At 65.2% G+C, this 16,339-nt stretch carries 19 protein-coding genes; 12 read left to right on the forward strand and 7 right to left on the reverse strand.

What is annotated here, in order from left to right; all coding sequences use genetic code 11:
- Positions 1–3: 3 nt before the first annotated feature.
- The 3 genes from KHO22_RS18090 to KHO22_RS18095 all read right to left on the reverse strand — a co-directional run bounded on the left by KHO22_RS18090 (position 4) and on the right by KHO22_RS18095 (position 2,525).
- Positions 4–303, reverse strand: coding sequence for a tripartite tricarboxylate transporter substrate-binding protein (locus tag KHO22_RS18090; protein WP_420839615.1), 300 nt, complete (start codon positions 301–303; stop codon positions 4–6).
- On the reverse strand, positions 300–428 hold the full coding sequence (locus KHO22_RS32870) for a hypothetical protein (RefSeq protein WP_420839616.1): 129 nt from the start codon (positions 426–428) through the stop codon (positions 300–302). The genes KHO22_RS18090 and KHO22_RS32870 overlap by 4 nt, the downstream gene beginning before the upstream one ends.
- A gap of 1,125 nt (positions 429–1,553) precedes the next feature.
- Entirely contained in the window at positions 1,554–2,525 is a 972-nt protein-coding gene (locus tag KHO22_RS18095; RefSeq protein WP_211948532.1) for a Bug family tripartite tricarboxylate transporter substrate binding protein, read from the reverse strand.
- A 377-nt stretch (positions 2,526–2,902) separates the two neighbouring features.
- On the opposite strand from KHO22_RS18095, the gene KHO22_RS18100 reads away from it, so the two are divergent.
- From KHO22_RS18100 to KHO22_RS18115, 4 genes are all read left to right on the forward strand, one after another.
- Positions 2,903–3,163, forward strand: coding sequence for a hypothetical protein (locus KHO22_RS18100; RefSeq protein ID WP_211948533.1), 261 nt, complete (start codon positions 2,903–2,905; stop codon positions 3,161–3,163).
- 47 nt (positions 3,164–3,210) lie between these two features.
- Entirely contained in the window at positions 3,211–3,471 is a 261-nt protein-coding gene (locus tag KHO22_RS18105) for a hypothetical protein (RefSeq protein WP_211946299.1), read from the forward strand.
- A gap of 42 nt (positions 3,472–3,513) precedes the next feature.
- Positions 3,514–3,774: a hypothetical protein gene (locus tag KHO22_RS18110; protein WP_211948534.1), complete on the forward strand. Its 261-nt coding sequence runs from the start codon at positions 3,514–3,516 to the stop codon at positions 3,772–3,774.
- An 835-nt stretch (positions 3,775–4,609) separates the two neighbouring features.
- Positions 4,610–6,223, forward strand: coding sequence for a hypothetical protein (locus KHO22_RS18115; protein ID WP_211948535.1), 1,614 nt, complete (start codon positions 4,610–4,612; stop codon positions 6,221–6,223).
- A 154-nt stretch (positions 6,224–6,377) separates the two neighbouring features.
- Here KHO22_RS18115 and KHO22_RS18120 read toward each other — a convergent pair whose 3' ends face one another.
- A complete protein-coding gene (locus KHO22_RS18120) occupies positions 6,378–7,076 on the reverse strand; it encodes a DUF899 family protein (RefSeq protein ID WP_211948536.1) in 699 nt (232 codons plus the stop codon).
- A 390-nt stretch (positions 7,077–7,466) separates the two neighbouring features.
- On the opposite strand from KHO22_RS18120, the gene KHO22_RS18125 reads away from it, so the two are divergent.
- The 5 genes from KHO22_RS18125 (at position 7,467) to KHO22_RS18145 (ending at position 10,295) form a co-directional block, all read left to right on the forward strand.
- A complete protein-coding gene (locus KHO22_RS18125) occupies positions 7,467–7,727 on the forward strand; it encodes a hypothetical protein (RefSeq protein WP_211948537.1) in 261 nt (86 codons plus the stop codon).
- 46 nt (positions 7,728–7,773) lie between these two features.
- Positions 7,774–8,034 carry a hypothetical protein gene (locus tag KHO22_RS18130; protein ID WP_211948538.1) on the forward strand — a complete coding sequence of 87 codons (261 nt, stop codon included), beginning with the start codon at positions 7,774–7,776 and terminating at the stop codon, positions 8,032–8,034.
- Between the two features lie 294 nt (positions 8,035–8,328).
- The gene (locus KHO22_RS18135; RefSeq protein ID WP_211948539.1) at positions 8,329–9,216 is read left to right on the forward strand and encodes a c-type cytochrome; all 888 of its coding nucleotides are present in this window, start codon (positions 8,329–8,331) and stop codon (positions 9,214–9,216) included.
- Positions 9,217–9,337: 121 nt separating this feature from the next.
- Positions 9,338–9,670 (forward strand): DUF2322 family protein, encoded by a 333-nt coding sequence (locus KHO22_RS18140; RefSeq protein WP_211948540.1) that lies wholly within the window; start codon positions 9,338–9,340, stop codon positions 9,668–9,670.
- 73 nt (positions 9,671–9,743) lie between these two features.
- On the forward strand, positions 9,744–10,295 hold the full coding sequence (locus KHO22_RS18145; RefSeq protein WP_211948541.1) for a hypothetical protein: 552 nt from the start codon (positions 9,744–9,746) through the stop codon (positions 10,293–10,295).
- An 85-nt stretch (positions 10,296–10,380) separates the two neighbouring features.
- Here KHO22_RS18145 and KHO22_RS18150 read toward each other — a convergent pair whose 3' ends face one another.
- The 3 genes from KHO22_RS18150 to KHO22_RS18160 all read right to left on the reverse strand — a co-directional run bounded on the left by KHO22_RS18150 (position 10,381) and on the right by KHO22_RS18160 (position 14,020).
- A complete protein-coding gene (locus KHO22_RS18150; RefSeq protein WP_211948542.1) occupies positions 10,381–11,295 on the reverse strand; it encodes a glutaminase in 915 nt (304 codons plus the stop codon).
- Positions 11,296–11,416: 121 nt separating this feature from the next.
- The gene (locus KHO22_RS18155) at positions 11,417–12,148 is read right to left on the reverse strand and encodes a BON domain-containing protein (protein ID WP_211948543.1); all 732 of its coding nucleotides are present in this window, start codon (positions 12,146–12,148) and stop codon (positions 11,417–11,419) included.
- 207 nt (positions 12,149–12,355) lie between these two features.
- A complete protein-coding gene (locus tag KHO22_RS18160) occupies positions 12,356–14,020 on the reverse strand; it encodes an AMP-binding protein (protein WP_211948544.1) in 1,665 nt (554 codons plus the stop codon).
- A 729-nt stretch (positions 14,021–14,749) separates the two neighbouring features.
- On the opposite strand from KHO22_RS18160, the gene KHO22_RS18165 reads away from it, so the two are divergent.
- From KHO22_RS18165 to KHO22_RS18175, 3 genes are all read left to right on the forward strand, one after another.
- Positions 14,750–14,914 (forward strand): hypothetical protein, encoded by a 165-nt coding sequence (locus tag KHO22_RS18165; protein WP_211948545.1) that lies wholly within the window; start codon positions 14,750–14,752, stop codon positions 14,912–14,914.
- Positions 14,915–14,949: 35 nt separating this feature from the next.
- Entirely contained in the window at positions 14,950–15,126 is a 177-nt protein-coding gene (locus KHO22_RS18170) for a hypothetical protein (RefSeq protein WP_420839617.1), read from the forward strand.
- A gap of 175 nt (positions 15,127–15,301) precedes the next feature.
- Positions 15,302–16,336, forward strand: coding sequence for a DNA topoisomerase IB (locus KHO22_RS18175; RefSeq protein ID WP_211948571.1), 1,035 nt, complete (start codon positions 15,302–15,304; stop codon positions 16,334–16,336).
- Positions 16,337–16,339 lie beyond the last annotated feature (3 nt).

Below are 16,339 nucleotides of genomic sequence, written 5' to 3' on the forward strand. Positions count from 1 at the left end.
CGCTCACTGGTCGCCCTGGCTCCCGAGCGCCTCACGATCTCCGCCCACTTCCTTCCTTCGGCGGCGCTGTACTGGGCAAAATCCCGACGCGAGGACCCGACCGGCTCCGCGCCCATGTCGGCGTACTGCGGCCGCACGTCGGGCCGCGGCGGCGACATGCGTGGCCAGCTTTACGACGATGGTCACCGGGGTACCGCGTGGCGCCCACAGGCCATACCACGTGCTGATATTGAAGCCGGGCAGGCCTGATTCCGCGACGGTGGGCACATCGGGCAAGGCCGTGGCCCGCCGCGCGGTCGTCACGGCACGGCACGCAGCTTGCCGGACTTGATGAACGGCATGGCGGACGGCATCGAGTCGAACATCAGCTGGATCTGTCCGCCCATCAGGTCGGTCAGCGCGGCGCGCTGCCCTTGTATGAAAATCAAGCGGGAAGTATCGGCGGGGGCGCCCCCGCTTCTGACCAGGTGGCCAAGTCTTGCCACGAAGCAGATGTCCAGTGCTGATAGCACCATGTCACGCCCTGATCCGGCGGTGGCGCATCGGTCGGTGCCTCACCCGCACGGTAGGCCAGTGCTGACAGCACCAGCGCCGTGCGCCGCATCGAATACCGGTCCCGCAGCGGCAGCATGGCATGGACTGGCCACCATTGCGGGGGGAGCGTCGAGGCGCCGGCATAGGCCAACCCGCAGTGGCACCAACCGGTAGCCGATAACTGCCACAGCCAGCGAGGTTCGGAGCGAGGCATCGTCGAGCGGTTCTTTGTATTGTTCACTTATTGCTTCTCGTTGTGCAGTTCATCCAGGGAGAACCTCATGACCGCCGTGCTCACCAAGTCCGTCATCCCGGCAATCGGCATCCGGGCCGAGTAGCGCCAAAGTCAGTCAAGCAGAAACGGCATGCCTGGATGTCTTCCGGAGTCAGGGCCTCATCACGCTCAACCTTGTCGGCGTTCACTGGGGCGGCATCGCGACGCATAGCAATTCCCACAGCGCTGGATTAAACGACCTCGTTTGTCGTTATGTCTCTAGGATTAGTCCTAACTCTCGCAATTCCTCTGCGATATTCACGAGAAGCTTGATCTGGCGGGAAGTTGCGCATTCACGTACACAAGCGACCTATCCACATGAGCGGTGGTCGGTCGATAGGATTAATTTGAGAATGCGTGTGGAAGCTTCAGATCCACAAATTGCGCGGACGCGTGAAGGCCACGATTGCGACGCTATCGGAATACTGAGGGGGGACGGTGCGAATGCTAAAGATGGCCGGATCGTCGGTCCGGCCATCGGGTATTCAGTGGAGCGCGCGACACTCGCGCAAATTGCTCAGCACATCCCAACACTCGACGCTAACGGAGCGCCTTCGAGCGTGACCTGACGGCGCCCAACCGGTATCCGATGCTCACGACGCGCACGCTGATGGACTTCATCCGTGAGCATCTGGAAAGGCAGGCGGTGAACTTGGGGGCGGGTGCAGTCTGCAGGGCCGGAAGTCTCTCCCACAGAGCTGCGCGAGAAATAACGCCGCCGGCAGCGCAAGCACGCCCGGGGGTATTACGAGCCCGCCTTGTAGTTCGTCTCCTTGACGATCTTCTTCCACCGCGCCGTATCGTCGGCAATGGTCCTGGCGAACTGCTCCGGCGGGCTGCCCACGGCGTCGTAGTCGATCGCTGCCAGCTTTTCCCGGATATCGGGCTGCGCCACGATCCGGGTCACTTGCTTGCTCAGCCGCGCGATGATTTCCTTCGGCGTTCCCGCCGGGGCAAGCAGCCCTGCCCAGGAACCGAATGCCATGCCGCTGTAGCCGGCTTCCTGCATGGTCGGTACGTCAGGCAGCGCGGGCGAGCGCTTGTCCGACAGCACCGCGAGCGGGCGCAGCTTGCCGGCCTTGATCATGGCGATCGAATTGAACGGATCGATGGTCATGTCCACTTCCCCGGCCACCACGGCCTGCATCTGCGGCCCGGTGCCGCGGTAGGACACGCTCACAACATCGGGCGTGCCGGCGGTCGCCTTGAAGCTGGCGCCGATCAGCTCGATCATGCTGCTGCCCGCCGACAGGCTCAGCGGCCGAGTCTTGGACTTGGCCAGCGCGACGAATTCCTGCACGGACCTGGCCGGCACGGACGGGTGCACGACCATCACGAAGCCGATGTTGGAGATCAGCGAAATCGGCTCGAAGCTTTTCAGCGGGTCATAGCTGGCCTTGTAGATCAGCGGGCTGAGCGTCTGCGCGCCGGCCGTGTTGAGCAGCAAGGTATAGCCGTCCGGCGCGGCACGCGCGACGACATCGGTGCCAATGATGCCGTTGGCACCGGGCCGGTTCTCCACCACCACCGATTGCTTGAGTGCCTCGCCAAGCTTCTGCGAGATCAGGCGCGCCACCACGTCGGTGGCGCCGCCCGGGGCAAAAGGAACCACCATCCGGATCGGCTTGCTCGGATACGTATCGCTCCAGGCCAGTGCGGGCATGGCGCCCAGCACGGCGGCGCAAAGCATCAGGCGGCGACGGAAATTCGGCTTCATCAGGTGTCTCCAGTACAGCGTTGACGGTGGCGCGGCCACCTCGGGCCGGCACCACGCAATATTCATATTTATGAATTCATTTTTACGCGGATGAAGTACACCGTCAATGTGGGTATCCACGGACGCGCTGCGTCGCTCGTGTCGTCACCGCGCAAACAGGCGGGACCCAATGTGTTGGGTACAGCCAAACAGCGCGCAGGGTCTGAATTGGCGGGATGGTGTGCCGGTTCGCAAGATTTTCTATTTATTTTCAATGACTTGATAATTCCTTAATGGGCTGGAACGAGAGCTGGCACACCCCATGCGTATATGACTGCGAGCGCAACACTGAATGCTCTCTAACCCAAGCCAGACCAGCACACCCAAGGAGTTCCATCATGTCCCTCACCATCCAGAACCTGCCCCTCGAACAAGACCTCGACCAAGCCAAAATGAGCGCCGTGCGCGGCGGCAGCCTGTTCCTGAACAACGGCATCAACGCGATCATGGGCGGCTCCGGCGTGTCCTTCGCCAGCCCCAACATCATCGTCGCCCCGGTCACCCAGGTCGATGCCTCGACCCGCACCAACGTCGACCTCAAGAGCATCAGCAACGTGCTCAACAACGTCGGCGGCATCGTGCAGGCGCTGCAGCACTGATCCCCCATCCAGTACATCCGTTCCTTCAGCCTACCCAGGAGACCATCATGTCCTTGACCATCCAGAACCTGCCGCTCGAACAAGACCTCGACCACGCCAAGATGGGCGCCGTGCGCGGCGGCAGCATCTTCGTGAACTCCGGCGTCAACGCCATCACCGGTGGCAGCGGCGTCTCGTTCGCCAGCCCCAACACGATCTTCGCGCCGGTCACGCAGGTCGATGCCTCGACCCGCACCGATGTCGACATCAAGAGCGTGACGAACACCATCAACAACCTGGGCGGCATGGTCGCGGCCCTGCAGCACTGATCTACCCACAACCAGCACACTCAGCCTACCCAGGAGACCATCATGTCCTTGACCATCCAGAACCTCCCGCTCGAACAAGACCTTGATCACGCCAAGATGGGCGCCGTGCGCGGCGGCAGCATCTTCGTGAATTCCGGCGTCAACGCCATCGCCAATGGCTCAGGCGTCTCGTTCGCCAGCCCCAACACGATCTTCGCGCCGGTCACGCAGGTCGATGCCTCGACCCGCACCGATGTCGACATCAAGAGCGTGACGAACACCATCAACAATGTCGGTGGCATCGTCGCGGCCTTGCAGCATTAAGGTACAACGGGCCGCAACCGGAGGCGGAGCAAGCGGGGCCCGCTCTGCTTCCGGCCGCTGCAAAGATCGCTCTTTGACGGGCGGTCTTTTTTTTGTTCACCGATCTGCGCGGCGGACTGATGGCTGCAAAGCGACACTAGTCGGACATCCGACCCACTTCGATCTGAGCGGCCCGGTCCGGCCGATTCTCGGCTGTTCGCCCACAGCCCCGCTACGGCGGATTTCGGCCATCTACGGCCGTTGATAGAGCTCCGCATTTATTCGTCCAGACAAGCCCGGGGAAAATGTGCAATTCCGGGGATTTTGCCACGCTTTACCCACAATACCTTCGCCGACTCAAATCCAGGTAGACGCGCAACAAAAATCGCAATACCACAAATGAGTTAATGTTGAATTCCTGAAAGGACAGTTTGAGCCAGTCTCTTTTTTGCGTCATGTCGCAGTAAGAGGTATTTTCAGTTTCATTGGATTGCTTTCGCATTATTGCGCAATTCGACGCACCGGCTGGCTCATCCCGCCCACAGCGCTGCGGCAACCAAAGCACCAGGTCAGTCGATATGCCACCAATTCATCACCTATTCATAAAAATAGTTATGCATTGGTCACATAATTTACCTGACACAGGAAGGGTGACAACAAAGGCTCGACGATCCAAAGGTTTGTCAATTCACGTTTTCGCTAGATTGTTTCACCTGTTTTAATACCCCTACATTCAGCCCGCGATTTCGAATTCAGTTCGATTTCGCAAAATCACTTGTCGGAATGGGTCTGCAATAGGTGGGGGATGCCGGCGAGTGACAAACCAATAACTCGATCGAGAGGTAACCGAATGAAAATGCAATACAAGCTGCTTGCGACAGCTATTGCGATAGCGGCGCTCAGCGCTTGCGGTGGTGGTGGTGATAGCGCGTCGTCGCCGTCCCCGTCGCCATCGACCTCAGTCACGCCGACCACGGTCATCAAGGGCACGGCTGCCGTAGGCGCCGCCCTTCCGAATGCGACCGTTCAGGCGAAGTGCGCGGTGGGCAGCGGCACGGCTACAACGGCAGCCGATGGCACATTCACGCTGAATATCCAAGGGGCAACCCGTCCCTGCGTGTTGAGCGTGGCAACGCCGGATGGGCAAACGCTGCACTCGGTGCTGGAGAGCGGCACGGGCACCTCGGCCGTCGCGAACATCACCCCGCTGACCGAACTCGTCACCGCGTCGATTGCCGGCGGGAGCACGTCTGACTTCTTCAGCAACTTCGATGCGACCGCGCAAGGCAAGCTGACCTCCGCCGGCGTGAGCGCCGGCACGGCAAATGTCGTACTGGTCCTCAGCGGTACCGTCGATCTGACCGGCATCGATCCGCTCAAGGATACGCTGGTGGCCGCGCATGGTGACACGCCGGGCAACGCCCTGGACCAGCGGCTCGATACCCTGGGTACCGCGCTGGCCTCGTCGAAGACATCGATCTCGGACCTGTCCGAAGCCGTCGCCAGCAACAAGGGCTCGACGGACGGCATCAAGACCCTCCTGAACCCCGCATCGGCCACCTGCGCGACCTACCGGAGCGGCAAGTACCAGAAGGTTGACCTGACAGCGAACACGATTCAGCGGTTCACCGTGGACGCAGTCGCGCTTACACGCACCAATGACGCCACGAGCGCGTCAGAGCAGTTCCAGGCGTATGCCAGCGAAGCCTGCCGCTTCGGTAATACCGACGCAAGGCTGCTAGTTTCCAAATCCGGTATTGGGCTGGAGCGCCGCGCCGGCGCGCCGAGCCTGCTGATTCCGGAGCAGACCATTCCCCTGTCCGAACTGGCGGGCGACTGGGTAGCGATGAGCTTTGAGCGTGAAACCAATCCTGGCAACTACGGTTCGGGCCTGATCCAGTTCAATGTGGATGGCGCGGGCAAGTTCACCAAAGCTGCCGATTGCGGCATGAGCGGCTGTGGCCAGCCCTGGCCTGCCGGTGACCTGCCGACCTTTTCGGCCAATGCCAACGGTGGCTTTGATCTCACTGACACCAGCGGTACTGCTCGCGCATTCGGCTTCAAGGGCGTGGATGGGCAACTCGCCGTCGTGATCGTCCATGCGAATGGGTTCATGGTCGCAAGGCATCCGGTCGCACGCGTGCTGCCGGAAGTGGGCTTCACCAACGCCTACTGGGATGCATCGTTGAACGATATGGGGGTCACCGACATCACCACGTTCTCAAACACGGTGACTGCCGTCAATACGACCGCCCACACCTACACGCGCCAGCGCAACGACGGCCGCATCGACACTTGGTACGACAACGTGCCGTTCACAGGCATTCGTTACCGGCCTGCAGTGGCACCGGTCAATGGCATTCCAGGCGCCGGCGAGGCCATTAGCATGAACCTGTCCAACACGGGCCTGACCATTTCGATCAACGCCAGCGGAAAACCGTTCTACTCGATCTCGATCGACCGGCCGTAAGCCGACCTGGCTGACGTGCTCGAGGCCCTGCGCGACCTTAGTCCCGCAGGGCCTTTTTACTCTTGTGCGTGTGGGAGGACGCACCTAACGGTACCTGGCCGCCTACTCGCCAACCGGAATCTGGAACTCGAGTTTGACACGGGGACGGCAAACCCTAGTACTCCAGCTTCGGATACCAGTCCGTACCCCGCCCTTCCGGCGTGGTGTCCAGCAGGCTCCACAGCGGATCGAGGTCCGGTGCGCCACGGGGATCCTGCCCCGGATCGGGCGGGATGCCGAACAACTCGCCGCTCCAGAAATGCCGGATCTTCCCGTCCCGGCGCGTGAAGACCGTATAGGCCGGCATGTCGGCATCCTCGGGATTGACATAGTCGCGCGTGAAATCCCCGTCGGTGTCCGCATAGACCTTCAGTTTCGTCCAGCCGCGCGCGCGCCTGGCGGCAACCAGTCGGTCGATGGGCGAGCGGGCCACCATCGCCAGCGCGACGCGTTGCTCGATATCCGGCACTTTGTGGTCCCACGACGCCATGATCGATGTGCACATGGGACATGGCTTCTCGCGCTGCGGCCCGTACATGTAGCTGTAGATGACCAGCGTGTCCTTGTCGCCGAACAGGTCGGCAAGCGTGACCGGACCGTTCTCACCCTGGAACGTATAGCGTTTCGTCACCTCCCCACCCGGCGGCAGCCTGCGTCGCAGCGCGGCGACGCGTTCAATATGACGACGCAGTTCGATCTCTTCCGCTAGCAGCGCGTTGCGCGCCTGACGGTACTCCGCGCTTTCATTGGGGAAGCGGATAGGGTTCCGTTGCGCGAGTTCGGTTGCGGGAACAAGTTCTGCCTTTGCATTCATGTGAGCCCTCCTTCCAGCCGAAACGTGCCAGTCAATGCAAGTCCACCGCCCCCGGGGCAGTGCCGATGCATTGCATGGCCCTGTCCTGATTCGTGTCGGCCGATGGCAAATCGTTCCGCACGTTCGATTCGCGGTTCGGAAACGGCTACGCGGGTGTCGGCTGGCGGCGAACACGCCCGCACTGCAGTGTGGGTGCCGGGCAGACACCGGGCTGGGCCATGCATCCCCTCCTCGCCGGCAGATTCGCGATTTTTCTTTTTCTTTTCAATGACTTGATGGCGCCCTGTCGTTCCGCGCCGGGCGCTGGCACACCCCATGCGTATACCCCTCCGAGCGCAACATCCGATGCTCACCACCCAGACCAAACCAGTACACCCAAGGAGTTACATCATGTCCCTCACCATCCAGAACCTGCCCCTCGAACAAGACCTCGACCACGCCAAGATGGGCGCCGTGCGCGGCGGCAGCGTCTTCGTCAATTCCGCCATCAATGCCATCACCGGCGGCTCGGGCGTCTCGTTCGCCAGCCCGAACACCATCGTCGCCCCCGTCACGCAAGTGGATGCCTCGACCCGCACCGACGTCGACATGAAGACCGTCAGCAACATGCTGAACAACGTCGGCGGCATCGTCCAGGCCCTGCAGCACTGATCCCCATCCAGTACATCCGTTCATCCAGCCTACCCAGGAGACCATCATGTCCTTGACCATCCAGAACCTGCCGCTCGAACAAGACCTCGACCACGCCAAGATGGGCGCCGTGCGCGGCGGCAGCGTCTTCGTGAACTCCGCCGTCAATGCCATCGCCAATGGTTCAGGCGTCTCGTTCGCCAGCCCCAACACGATCTTCGCCCCGGTCACGCAGGTCGATGCCTCGACCCGCACCGACGTCGACATGAAGACCGTCACCAACACGATCAACAATGTGGGGGGAGTGGTCGCGGCCCTGCAGCACTGAGCCGCGCAGCGGGAACGGAGCAGCCGGCGCCAGTCCGCGCGCTCCGTTTCACGCGGGCCCGGCGCCTTGCGCCCGGCTCGTCTTGAAGGACCGTCCTGTCATGGACGGTCTTTGTTTTTCACGGCGCATGGCCGCGTTCCTTCCGGCGTGCCCATCTACGCAATTGAGTCTGCGCGCGCGGCGGGTTACAGTCTGATCCGCCCCGGGATCCCCCGGTCCTGGGCGACTTTGTCCGGGAATGACCGCGGCAGGCCGGTGGACTGGCCGCGCGATCCGGGCGCAGGAGACCAAGGCATGAGCGCATGGATTGCAAGGACGATGGGCAAGCTTGGCTTCGCGGCGGCCATGGCGCTGGGCATGGCAACGCTGGCGGCGCCGGCCGTCGCGGCCGGCCCCGGTACGCTGACCATTACCTCCGGCACGCAGCAACGAAGCTGGACCGTCGACCAGCTGTTGCATGACCGCCGCCTCACCGACATCAGCGTCGACGACGAGAACCTGAAGCAGCGGCTGACCCTCAAGGCGATCCCGCTCGCCGCGCTGCTCGCCGGCCTGCCGGCAACGGCCGATGGCAGCGCCACCACGGCCGCGTCCGATGGCTACGTGTCGCACCTGCCGATGGCCATGCTGCTGGCCGAGGGCAAGATGCAGCCGCGTGCGTGGCTGGCGGTCGAGAATCCCGCTGCGCCATGGCCCAAGCTCAAGGGCCAGGGCATCGGACCGTTCCGGCTGGTCTGGACCGGTCCGGCCGGCCGCGCGGGGAAGGTCACCGAGAGCTACTGGACCTACAACATCGAGCGCATCGACATTGCCGCGTCCCCCGCCGAGCGCTATCCGGCCATCCGGCCGGCCGCGGGCCTGCCCGCCGATGGCCCGGTCATGCGCGGCTTTGCCGCGTTCCAGCGGGTCTGCCTGTCCTGCCATTCCCTGAACCGCGAGGGCGACTCCCACCTTGGCCCGGACCTGAACGAGCCGTACAGCCCGGTCGAATACCTCGGCGACGACAAGCTCGCGCGGCTGATCCGCAACCCGCAGTCGCTGCGCTGGTGGCCCGAGGCGCGCATGCCGTCGATCGACCCGCAGACGCTGCCCGATGCCGAGCTCAAGGACCTGCTCGCGTACTTCCATCACATGGCGACCACCCGCAAACCCGAAGCCCCCGCAGCCGGGCCCCGGCAGTAGCGCTCCCGGCCGCTTGCGCAGTCCGCGGGCACGGCAGAACCCGATTGGTATCGGCGCGCATCCGCGATCGGATAAGATACGCACCCTTTCACCAACCTTCACCAACCAACGGAGTGCTTCAGTGATCCAGCCCACCCCTGTCTTCAAGGACAACCTCGCCCAGATGCCCGCGATCGACGCCGTCGCGCGCATCGACCTGATCGACGGCAGCGGCGCGGTGGTGGCCAGCATCGAGAACCAGCCTGGCAAGCAGGGCTCGCTGGCCGTGTACCACTACCTGCAGCAGGCCTTCGGCACGCTGGATGCCAAGGCCGCGGAATATGGCCTGGCGCTGTTCGCCGAACACACCTCCGATGCCCGCAACCGCCCCGGCGCACACCCGAACGTCGACCGCCTGCTGGCGATCGCCGCGGGCGCGCAAGCGCTGCGCATCAACGTGGTAGCCAGGGCCTGAGGCGGGCCGGCTATCAAGTGACCGCACCCAAGCGCCGTAAGTCTCTCCAGATTCCGCCCGGAGAATTCCCCAAATGAAGAAGGCTTTCCTGTTCGCCGCCGCGCTTTCCGCGTCCATCGCCCACGCCGAGCCGCCGGGCAACCTCGCCGCACCGCTCGGCCTCGAGCTCGGCAAGACCCACTGCGCGCGGCTGACCCCGGGGCCGAACCGCGTGACGACCGGCAAGGCGCAGTGGGCCGGCGGAGACGCCATCGAGATCCGCAATCTCGACCGGTTCAACCTGCCGGGCCTGAGCCGCGCGATCGTCAACTGCGATGCCCAGGACACCGTGGCGTTGATCAGCCTGACCTTCGACCGCTCGGCGCTGCAGGACGTTACCGGCAAGCTCGACGCGCGCTACGAGTCCAGGCGCAAGACCGAGGCCAACGCCGAGAACGCCTATGCCGAATGGGCAGCGGCCAATGGCAGCCTCGAGCTGCTGTATGCCCGCGACGGCAAGCACTTCACCGTCGCGTACTGGGCCAAGGGCGCCAAGGCGAAATACTTCGCGTACAGCGGAACGCCCGCCGAGACGAAGCCCGCTACACCGCCCGCGCCTGCCCCGAAACAGCCCGCGCCGTTGTAAGGCGTGCAGCCTGGCCGCGTCGTTGCATGGGCATTGCCAGGCTACCCGCGCCGCGTGGCGTGTTCCGCCACGCTCCGCGAACAACTTAGAAGATCGAATGGCCGCTAAGCGTGGTCAGCCATTCAAGCGCCTGCACCCCCGCCAGCGAATTGCCGCTATGGTCCAGCGCCGGCGACCAGACGCAGACCGCACACTCGCCGGGCAGCACCGCCACGATGCCACCGCCCACCCCGCTCTTGGCCGGCAGGCCGACGCGGTAGACGAAATCGCCGGCTTCGTCATAGGTGCCGCAGGTCAGCATCAGTGCCGACAGCCGCTTGGTGGGGCTGGGATCGAGCACGCGCTCGCCACTCCACGGCACCACGCCGCCGTTGGCCAGGAACAGCGCGGCGCGCGCCAGGTCTTCGCACGTCATGGCAATCGCGCATTGCCGGCAGTACGCATTCACGACAGCCTCCACCGGCATGTCGATGCGGCCGAAGCTCTTCATGAAGTACGCCATCGCGCGGTTGCGGTCTGCGTGCTGCCGTTCGGATTCCGCCACGGCGACGTCGTAGTCGATCGCCATATTGCCGCTCACGCGCCGCAGGAACTGCACCACGGCGGCTTCGGCCTGCACGAAACGCGAGCACAGCACGTCGGTGACCACCAGCGCGCCCGCATTGATGAAAGGGTTGCGCGGCACGCCCTGTTCGTATTCGAGCTGCACCAGCGAGTTGAAGGCATTGCCGGAAGGCTCCCTGCCCACGCGCCGCCACAGGTCTTCCCCGAGCAGCCCGAACGCCAGCGTGCACGCGAACAGCTTGGAGATGCTCTGGATCGAGAACGGCACGGCGGCATCGCCAACACTCCAGGTCTGGCCGTCGGGGGTCACCAGCGCCATGCCGAAATGGTGTGGCGACACTTTGCCGAGTTCAGGAATGTAGTCCGCGACCCTGCCCTTGCCGAGCAGCGGCCGGATGTCGTGGTGGATCTGCGTGAGGATTTGGGTGTAGTCCATGCGGCCCCTTGATGCACATTGCGTGCCCACGGCATGGCAGCCGCCAGGCCTGTTCCACGGCAAGCGGGACAGGCCTGGCGAGACCTCCACGAAGGACCGCGATCAAGCAGGAAGCCGCCGCTCAGTTGCGCAGCGCGATATGGTTGACGACGTTCTCCACGCCGTGCACGTACCATGCATCGCGCTCGATCTGCTTGCGCGCGTACTCGGTCGCGGCATAGCCTTCGAGCGTCACGACATGGTTCTCGGTGCGTGCGCTGACACGGCCCGCGTCGACGAACGGATCGGTCTCGAGCACGAGCATCAGCGCCTCGGTGATCTCGTCGTCGCGGTCGGTCTCGGCCGGTGCCACCACCAGTTCATTGACGACGCAGCGGCAACCGCGCGACCACCACGCCAGCACGCCGGCCAGGCGCATGTGCGACAGGCTGATGACTTGCCCGCTGAGCGTGACCACGCCGTTGCTGGCGGCTACCTCGATCCAGCCGCTACGCTCGCCCACGGCCTCACGCATGGACTCTAGTTGTCCCTTGACCCTCGCGCAGATCTTGCAATTGCGGAAATCGATGGCGTTGAGCAGGCGTTCGCAGACCGCGTCGCGCAGCTCGCCGTCACCCACGGGCGAGCCACCGTCGGCCACGCGCAGGTGGTCGATCACGCTGGTCACGCCATCCACCCGCCGCACCATGGCGGCCGCGCGGGTCTTGTCGACAATGTCGGCCACCTCGCCCTCCAGGATCAGCGCGCCGTCGGACAGCCGCAACTGGATCTCGGGATGGAGGTGGTGACCCTGATAAGGCACATGTGCCAATGCTGCGCGCGCCTGCGTCAGCACCGCTTCGCTACTCTGCATGATGTCTGCCTCGCCTGATGGTCTGGAGCTGGGAAGGAGCGTGCCCCTGCCTGCCGGCACGCCTGGCGCGGCGCCGGCCCGCTACCGATGACCCGGAGCAGGCCGGCACCGCCTCCCCATTATAGGAAGCGGTATGCCGGCCTTCCTGACGCATTGGCGGCCCGTTGGTGGCCCGTTGGCGGCCCGTTGGTGGCCCGTGGGGGGGCGTCAGGCCGCGGGGGCGCCGCCCTGCGCGTCGCGCGCCTTGGCCACCTCCTGGTTGCGCAGGATAAAGCGCTGCACCTTGCCGCTCGGCGTCTTGGGCAGTTCCGCCAGGAACTCGATCTCGCGCGGGTAGGCGTGGGCCGCCAGGCGCTTGCGCACATGCAGGCGCAATTCCTCGGCCAGCTCCGGCGTGGGACGGTATTGCGGATCGAGCACGACGAAGGCCTTGATCAGCTCGGTGCGTTCCGGATCGGGCTTGCCGATCACGGCGGTTTCCACCACGGCCGGATGCTCGATCAGCGCGCTCTCCACGTCGAACGGCCCGACCCGGTAGCCCGACGTGGTGATCACGTCGTCGGCGCGGCCGATGAAGCTGATGCTGCCATCGTCATTGAGCTCGGCGGAATCGCCGGTCAGGTAGTAGTTGCCGACAAAGGCGCGCGTGGCCGTGCCGTGGTAGCCGGGGAACCAGCACATCGGCGACTGCGTGAGATCCAGCGCCAGCGTGCCCGGCTGGCCGGCGGGCAGTTCGCGGTTCTCGTCGTCGAGCACCACCACGCGGTGGCCCGGGCTGGCGAAGCCGGCCGCGCCCATGCGCACCGTATGCGCCAGCGCATGGTGATTGCACAGCACCATGCCGGTTTCGGTCTGGCCATAGTGGTCATGGATGGTCACGTCCAGCTCATTGGCGAACCAGCGGATGACTTCCGGGTTGAGCGGCTCGCCGGCGCTGCTGACCGCGCGCAGCTGGCCGCGCAGCGGCCCCGACACCGCCTTGCCGGCCGCGATCAGCAAGCGGTAGGCCGTAGGCGACCCCGCCAGGTTGGTGATGCCGTATTTCCGGATCACGCGGCACGTGCTTTCCACGCTGAACGGGCCGTCGTAGAACGTGGTCGGATGGCCGAGCGCCAGCGGCCCGGTCACCGCGTAGTACAGGCCATAGGCCCAGCCCGGATCGGCCAGGTTCCAGAAGGCGTCCTGCTCGCGCAGGTCGACCGCATCGCGCATGTATCCCGCGAACGCCACGATGGCCTTCAGCGGCACCTGCAGCGGCTTGGCCGGGCCGGTGGTGCCGGAGGTGAACATCATCAGGAACGGATCGTCGCCACGACGCATGACGGGCTCGAACTGCGCCGGCTGACGCTCCACTTCGGCCCAGAAGCTGAAGTCGCCGCGCACGAGGCCGCGGCCCTTCTCGCCGGCCACGGTGACGATGGGCGGGCAGTCGGCGACATCGTCGAGCTTGGCGCGGTTGGCGCCGTCGGTCACCACGAACCTGGCGCCCGACGAATTCAGGCGGTGCTCGATGGCCTTGGGCCCGAACGCGGTGAACAGCGGCTGGTAGACCGCACCGGCACGCCACACGCCGAGGATGGTGGCGAGAAGTTCGGGCGTGCGCGGTAGCAGGCCCGCCACGCGATCGCCGGGTTGCACCCCTTGCGCCTTCAGGAAGCCCGCCACCTTCGCGGAGAGCGCCTGCAACTGCATGAATGTCCAGGTCTCGGAAGTGCCGTCGCGGCCTTCCCAGAACAGGGCGATGCGGCCCGGCAGCGCATGCCGGTCGCAGCATTCCACGCAGGCATTGATGGCGTCGAGGCTGCCGTGCAGCTGGCGGCTGACGGTGTCCTGGTATGAAAATCCGGCAAAGGCTTCGGTGTAGTCGCGCATGGTGTCTCCAACCTTGTCATCACTGTTCTGCGGCGCGGTGCAGTACGCTGCGGTGCGGCCCGCGCCTGGCCGCACGAGTGTGTTCCAGCGGTCTGCATGCGGCAATAGCCGATTCCGCCAGCACGGCTGAAGGTTTTTGCCATGTGCGCGGCGTACGGCACTTTCACCGGGACGTAGCGGTTGACGCATCCTGCCTCCAGGGCTAGACTGCGCGCTGTTTTATAGCCTTGGGGTTCCCATTGGACTCAGCCAGTTGTCCTGACGGACACAACAGGTAACCCTCGCCAGACCCGCATCCCCCCTGCGCCGCTGATGTTTCCACCGGCAGCGCATCACAGGGCCACCGTCTGGCAGGTATCGCCTGACGGTGCGCATCGATCGCGGCATTCGCCGCGGCTCCGTTTTCCCGCACCACACGAATTTGCATGGCATGTCCGGCCCGCTCGTGCCGCGAGCCGCCGCGCATGCCCGATTGCCACGTCGCCGGCACGCGCACGCATGCCGTGCGCGACCGCCGCCGTGCGCCGTGCGCGAGCCTTGCCGGCACGCGCGGCGGCACACGCCGATCCACCCGCACCGGAGCTTTCCATGCCCGACGACCCTTGCAGTCCCTTACCAAAGCCGGCGCGTACCGGGGCCTGCCCGCGCGCCGTTCCCGCAAGCTCCCGCTTCCGGCCGCCGCCACACTGAGCTTTGGCGCCGGATCGGGAATCCCATCGGAGACCTGCCATGAAGTTCTCGATCCTGCTGCCTGACTTCCGCCACCCCGACGTCGCCGCGCACGACGCCGACCGCCTGCGCGCGATGCGCGACCTGTCCCGCCCTGGACGCCTGCGCCGCGCCCTGAAGCGTCTGGGCACCATGCTGCGCGCCTGGCGCCTGCAACTGCGCTGAAGCCCCCCGGTGCCGGCGTCGCCGTACGGATCGCCGTGAAGGATGCGGCAGCCGTCGCCTCCGAACCGCAGCGCACCTGGCACCGCGATGACGCGCAGCAATGGGCCGGGCTTTGCACGAAGATCTTCCCGGCCTGCCCGCTGCTGATCGAAAGCTGCATGAAGGCGCAGGCCGTGCGCAAGGACGGCGAAGCCCTGGACCCGGCACGCTGAGCGCATTCAATCTGATCCCCAGGCCTTGTAGGACAGCGCCCACTGAACATCGGCCATCCGTTCCATACAATGAACAGGACCGGCGCACACGGGGCGCCGCCTTGCCTGTACATGGAGCGGAGCGATGCGAGCATCGGAAAGTTGCTGCGCCGAAGCCACCCTGGCCGGTGGTGGCATGGGCGATGACACCCGCGCCGCACTGCGTGAAGCGGGACTGCATTACGTGGACGACAGCGCGCCCGGCATTACCCGGCGGCGGCGCGGCAGCGGCTTCATTTATGTCGACGCGCGCGGCAATCGCGTGCGCGACGCCGCCACGCTCGCCCGCATTGCCGCGCTCGCGATTCCGCCCGCCTATGAGTCGGTCTGGATCTGCGCCGACGCCGGCGGGCACCTGCAGGCCACGGGCCGCGATGCGCGCGGCCGCAAGCAGTACGTCTACCACGCGGACTGGGGCGCGCTGCGCGACACCGATAAATATGCGCGCCTGCCGGATTTCGGCAGGACCCTGCCGCGGCTGCGTGGGCGGGTCGAGCGCGACCTCGGCCGCAACGGCATGCCGCGCGAGAAGGTCATCGCCGCCGTGGTGCGCCTGCTCGACGCCACGCTGGTGCGGGTCGGCTCGCCGCGCTACGCGCAGCAGAACCGCACCTATGGCCTGACCACGCTGCGGCGGCGGCACGTCACCGTGCACGGCAGCAAGCTGCGGTTCCAGTTCACCGGCAAGAGCGGCATCACGCACGACGTGTCGGTCAATGATCCGCGGGTAGCGCGCGTGGTGCGCACGTGCGCCGATCTGCCGGGCCAGTGCCTGTTCAAGTACCTTGACAGCGATGGCGAGGTGCGCGACATCGGCTCGGCCGACGTCAATGCCTACCTGCGCGATGTCACCGGCGGCGAGTTCACGGCCAAGGATTTCCGCACCTGGGCCGGCAGCGTCCATGCGCTGGCCCTGCTGCGCGCGGCCGCGCGTGAACCCTCCGCGCCCGAGGCACAGCGGCGCAAGGCCGTGGCCGACGCCATCAAGACCGTGGCGCAGCGCCTGCGCAACACTGTGGCGGTCTGCCGCAAGTGCTATGTCCACCCGGCCGTTATCGACGCCTTCCTCGCGGGCGATGCGGATGCCGGCGCCACGGGCCGGACCCAGACCCATCTGCGCGCCGATGAAGCGCGTCTGCTCAGGCTGCTGGAGAAGGCAGCCGCGGGTTGACAG

This window comes from Cupriavidus yeoncheonensis (genome assembly GCF_905397275.1).
GTDB lineage: Bacteria > Pseudomonadota > Gammaproteobacteria > Burkholderiales > Burkholderiaceae > Cupriavidus > Cupriavidus yeoncheonensis.

Coding starts and splice junctions, on each gene's coding strand:
- KHO22_RS18095 (WP_211948532.1), bottom strand. CDS start 2,525: ATGAAGCCGAATTTCCGTCGCCGCCTGATGCTTTGCGCCGCCGTGCTG.
- KHO22_RS18100 (WP_211948533.1), top strand. CDS start 2,903: ATGTCCCTCACCATCCAGAACCTGCCCCTCGAACAAGACCTCGACCAA.
- KHO22_RS18105 (WP_211946299.1), top strand. CDS start 3,211: ATGTCCTTGACCATCCAGAACCTGCCGCTCGAACAAGACCTCGACCAC.
- KHO22_RS18110 (WP_211948534.1), top strand. CDS start 3,514: ATGTCCTTGACCATCCAGAACCTCCCGCTCGAACAAGACCTTGATCAC.
- KHO22_RS18115 (WP_211948535.1), top strand. CDS start 4,610: ATGCAATACAAGCTGCTTGCGACAGCTATTGCGATAGCGGCGCTCAGC.
- KHO22_RS18120 (WP_211948536.1), bottom strand. CDS start 7,076: ATGAATGCAAAGGCAGAACTTGTTCCCGCAACCGAACTCGCGCAACGG.
- KHO22_RS18125 (WP_211948537.1), top strand. CDS start 7,467: ATGTCCCTCACCATCCAGAACCTGCCCCTCGAACAAGACCTCGACCAC.
- KHO22_RS18130 (WP_211948538.1), top strand. CDS start 7,774: ATGTCCTTGACCATCCAGAACCTGCCGCTCGAACAAGACCTCGACCAC.
- KHO22_RS18135 (WP_211948539.1), top strand. CDS start 8,329: ATGAGCGCATGGATTGCAAGGACGATGGGCAAGCTTGGCTTCGCGGCG.
- KHO22_RS18145 (WP_211948541.1), top strand. CDS start 9,744: ATGAAGAAGGCTTTCCTGTTCGCCGCCGCGCTTTCCGCGTCCATCGCC.
- KHO22_RS18150 (WP_211948542.1), bottom strand. CDS start 11,295: ATGGACTACACCCAAATCCTCACGCAGATCCACCACGACATCCGGCCG.
- KHO22_RS18155 (WP_211948543.1), bottom strand. CDS start 12,148: ATGCAGAGTAGCGAAGCGGTGCTGACGCAGGCGCGCGCAGCATTGGCA.
- KHO22_RS18160 (WP_211948544.1), bottom strand. CDS start 14,020: ATGCGCGACTACACCGAAGCCTTTGCCGGATTTTCATACCAGGACACC.
- KHO22_RS18165 (WP_211948545.1), top strand. CDS start 14,750: ATGAAGTTCTCGATCCTGCTGCCTGACTTCCGCCACCCCGACGTCGCC.
- KHO22_RS18175 (WP_211948571.1), top strand. CDS start 15,302: ATGGGCGATGACACCCGCGCCGCACTGCGTGAAGCGGGACTGCATTAC.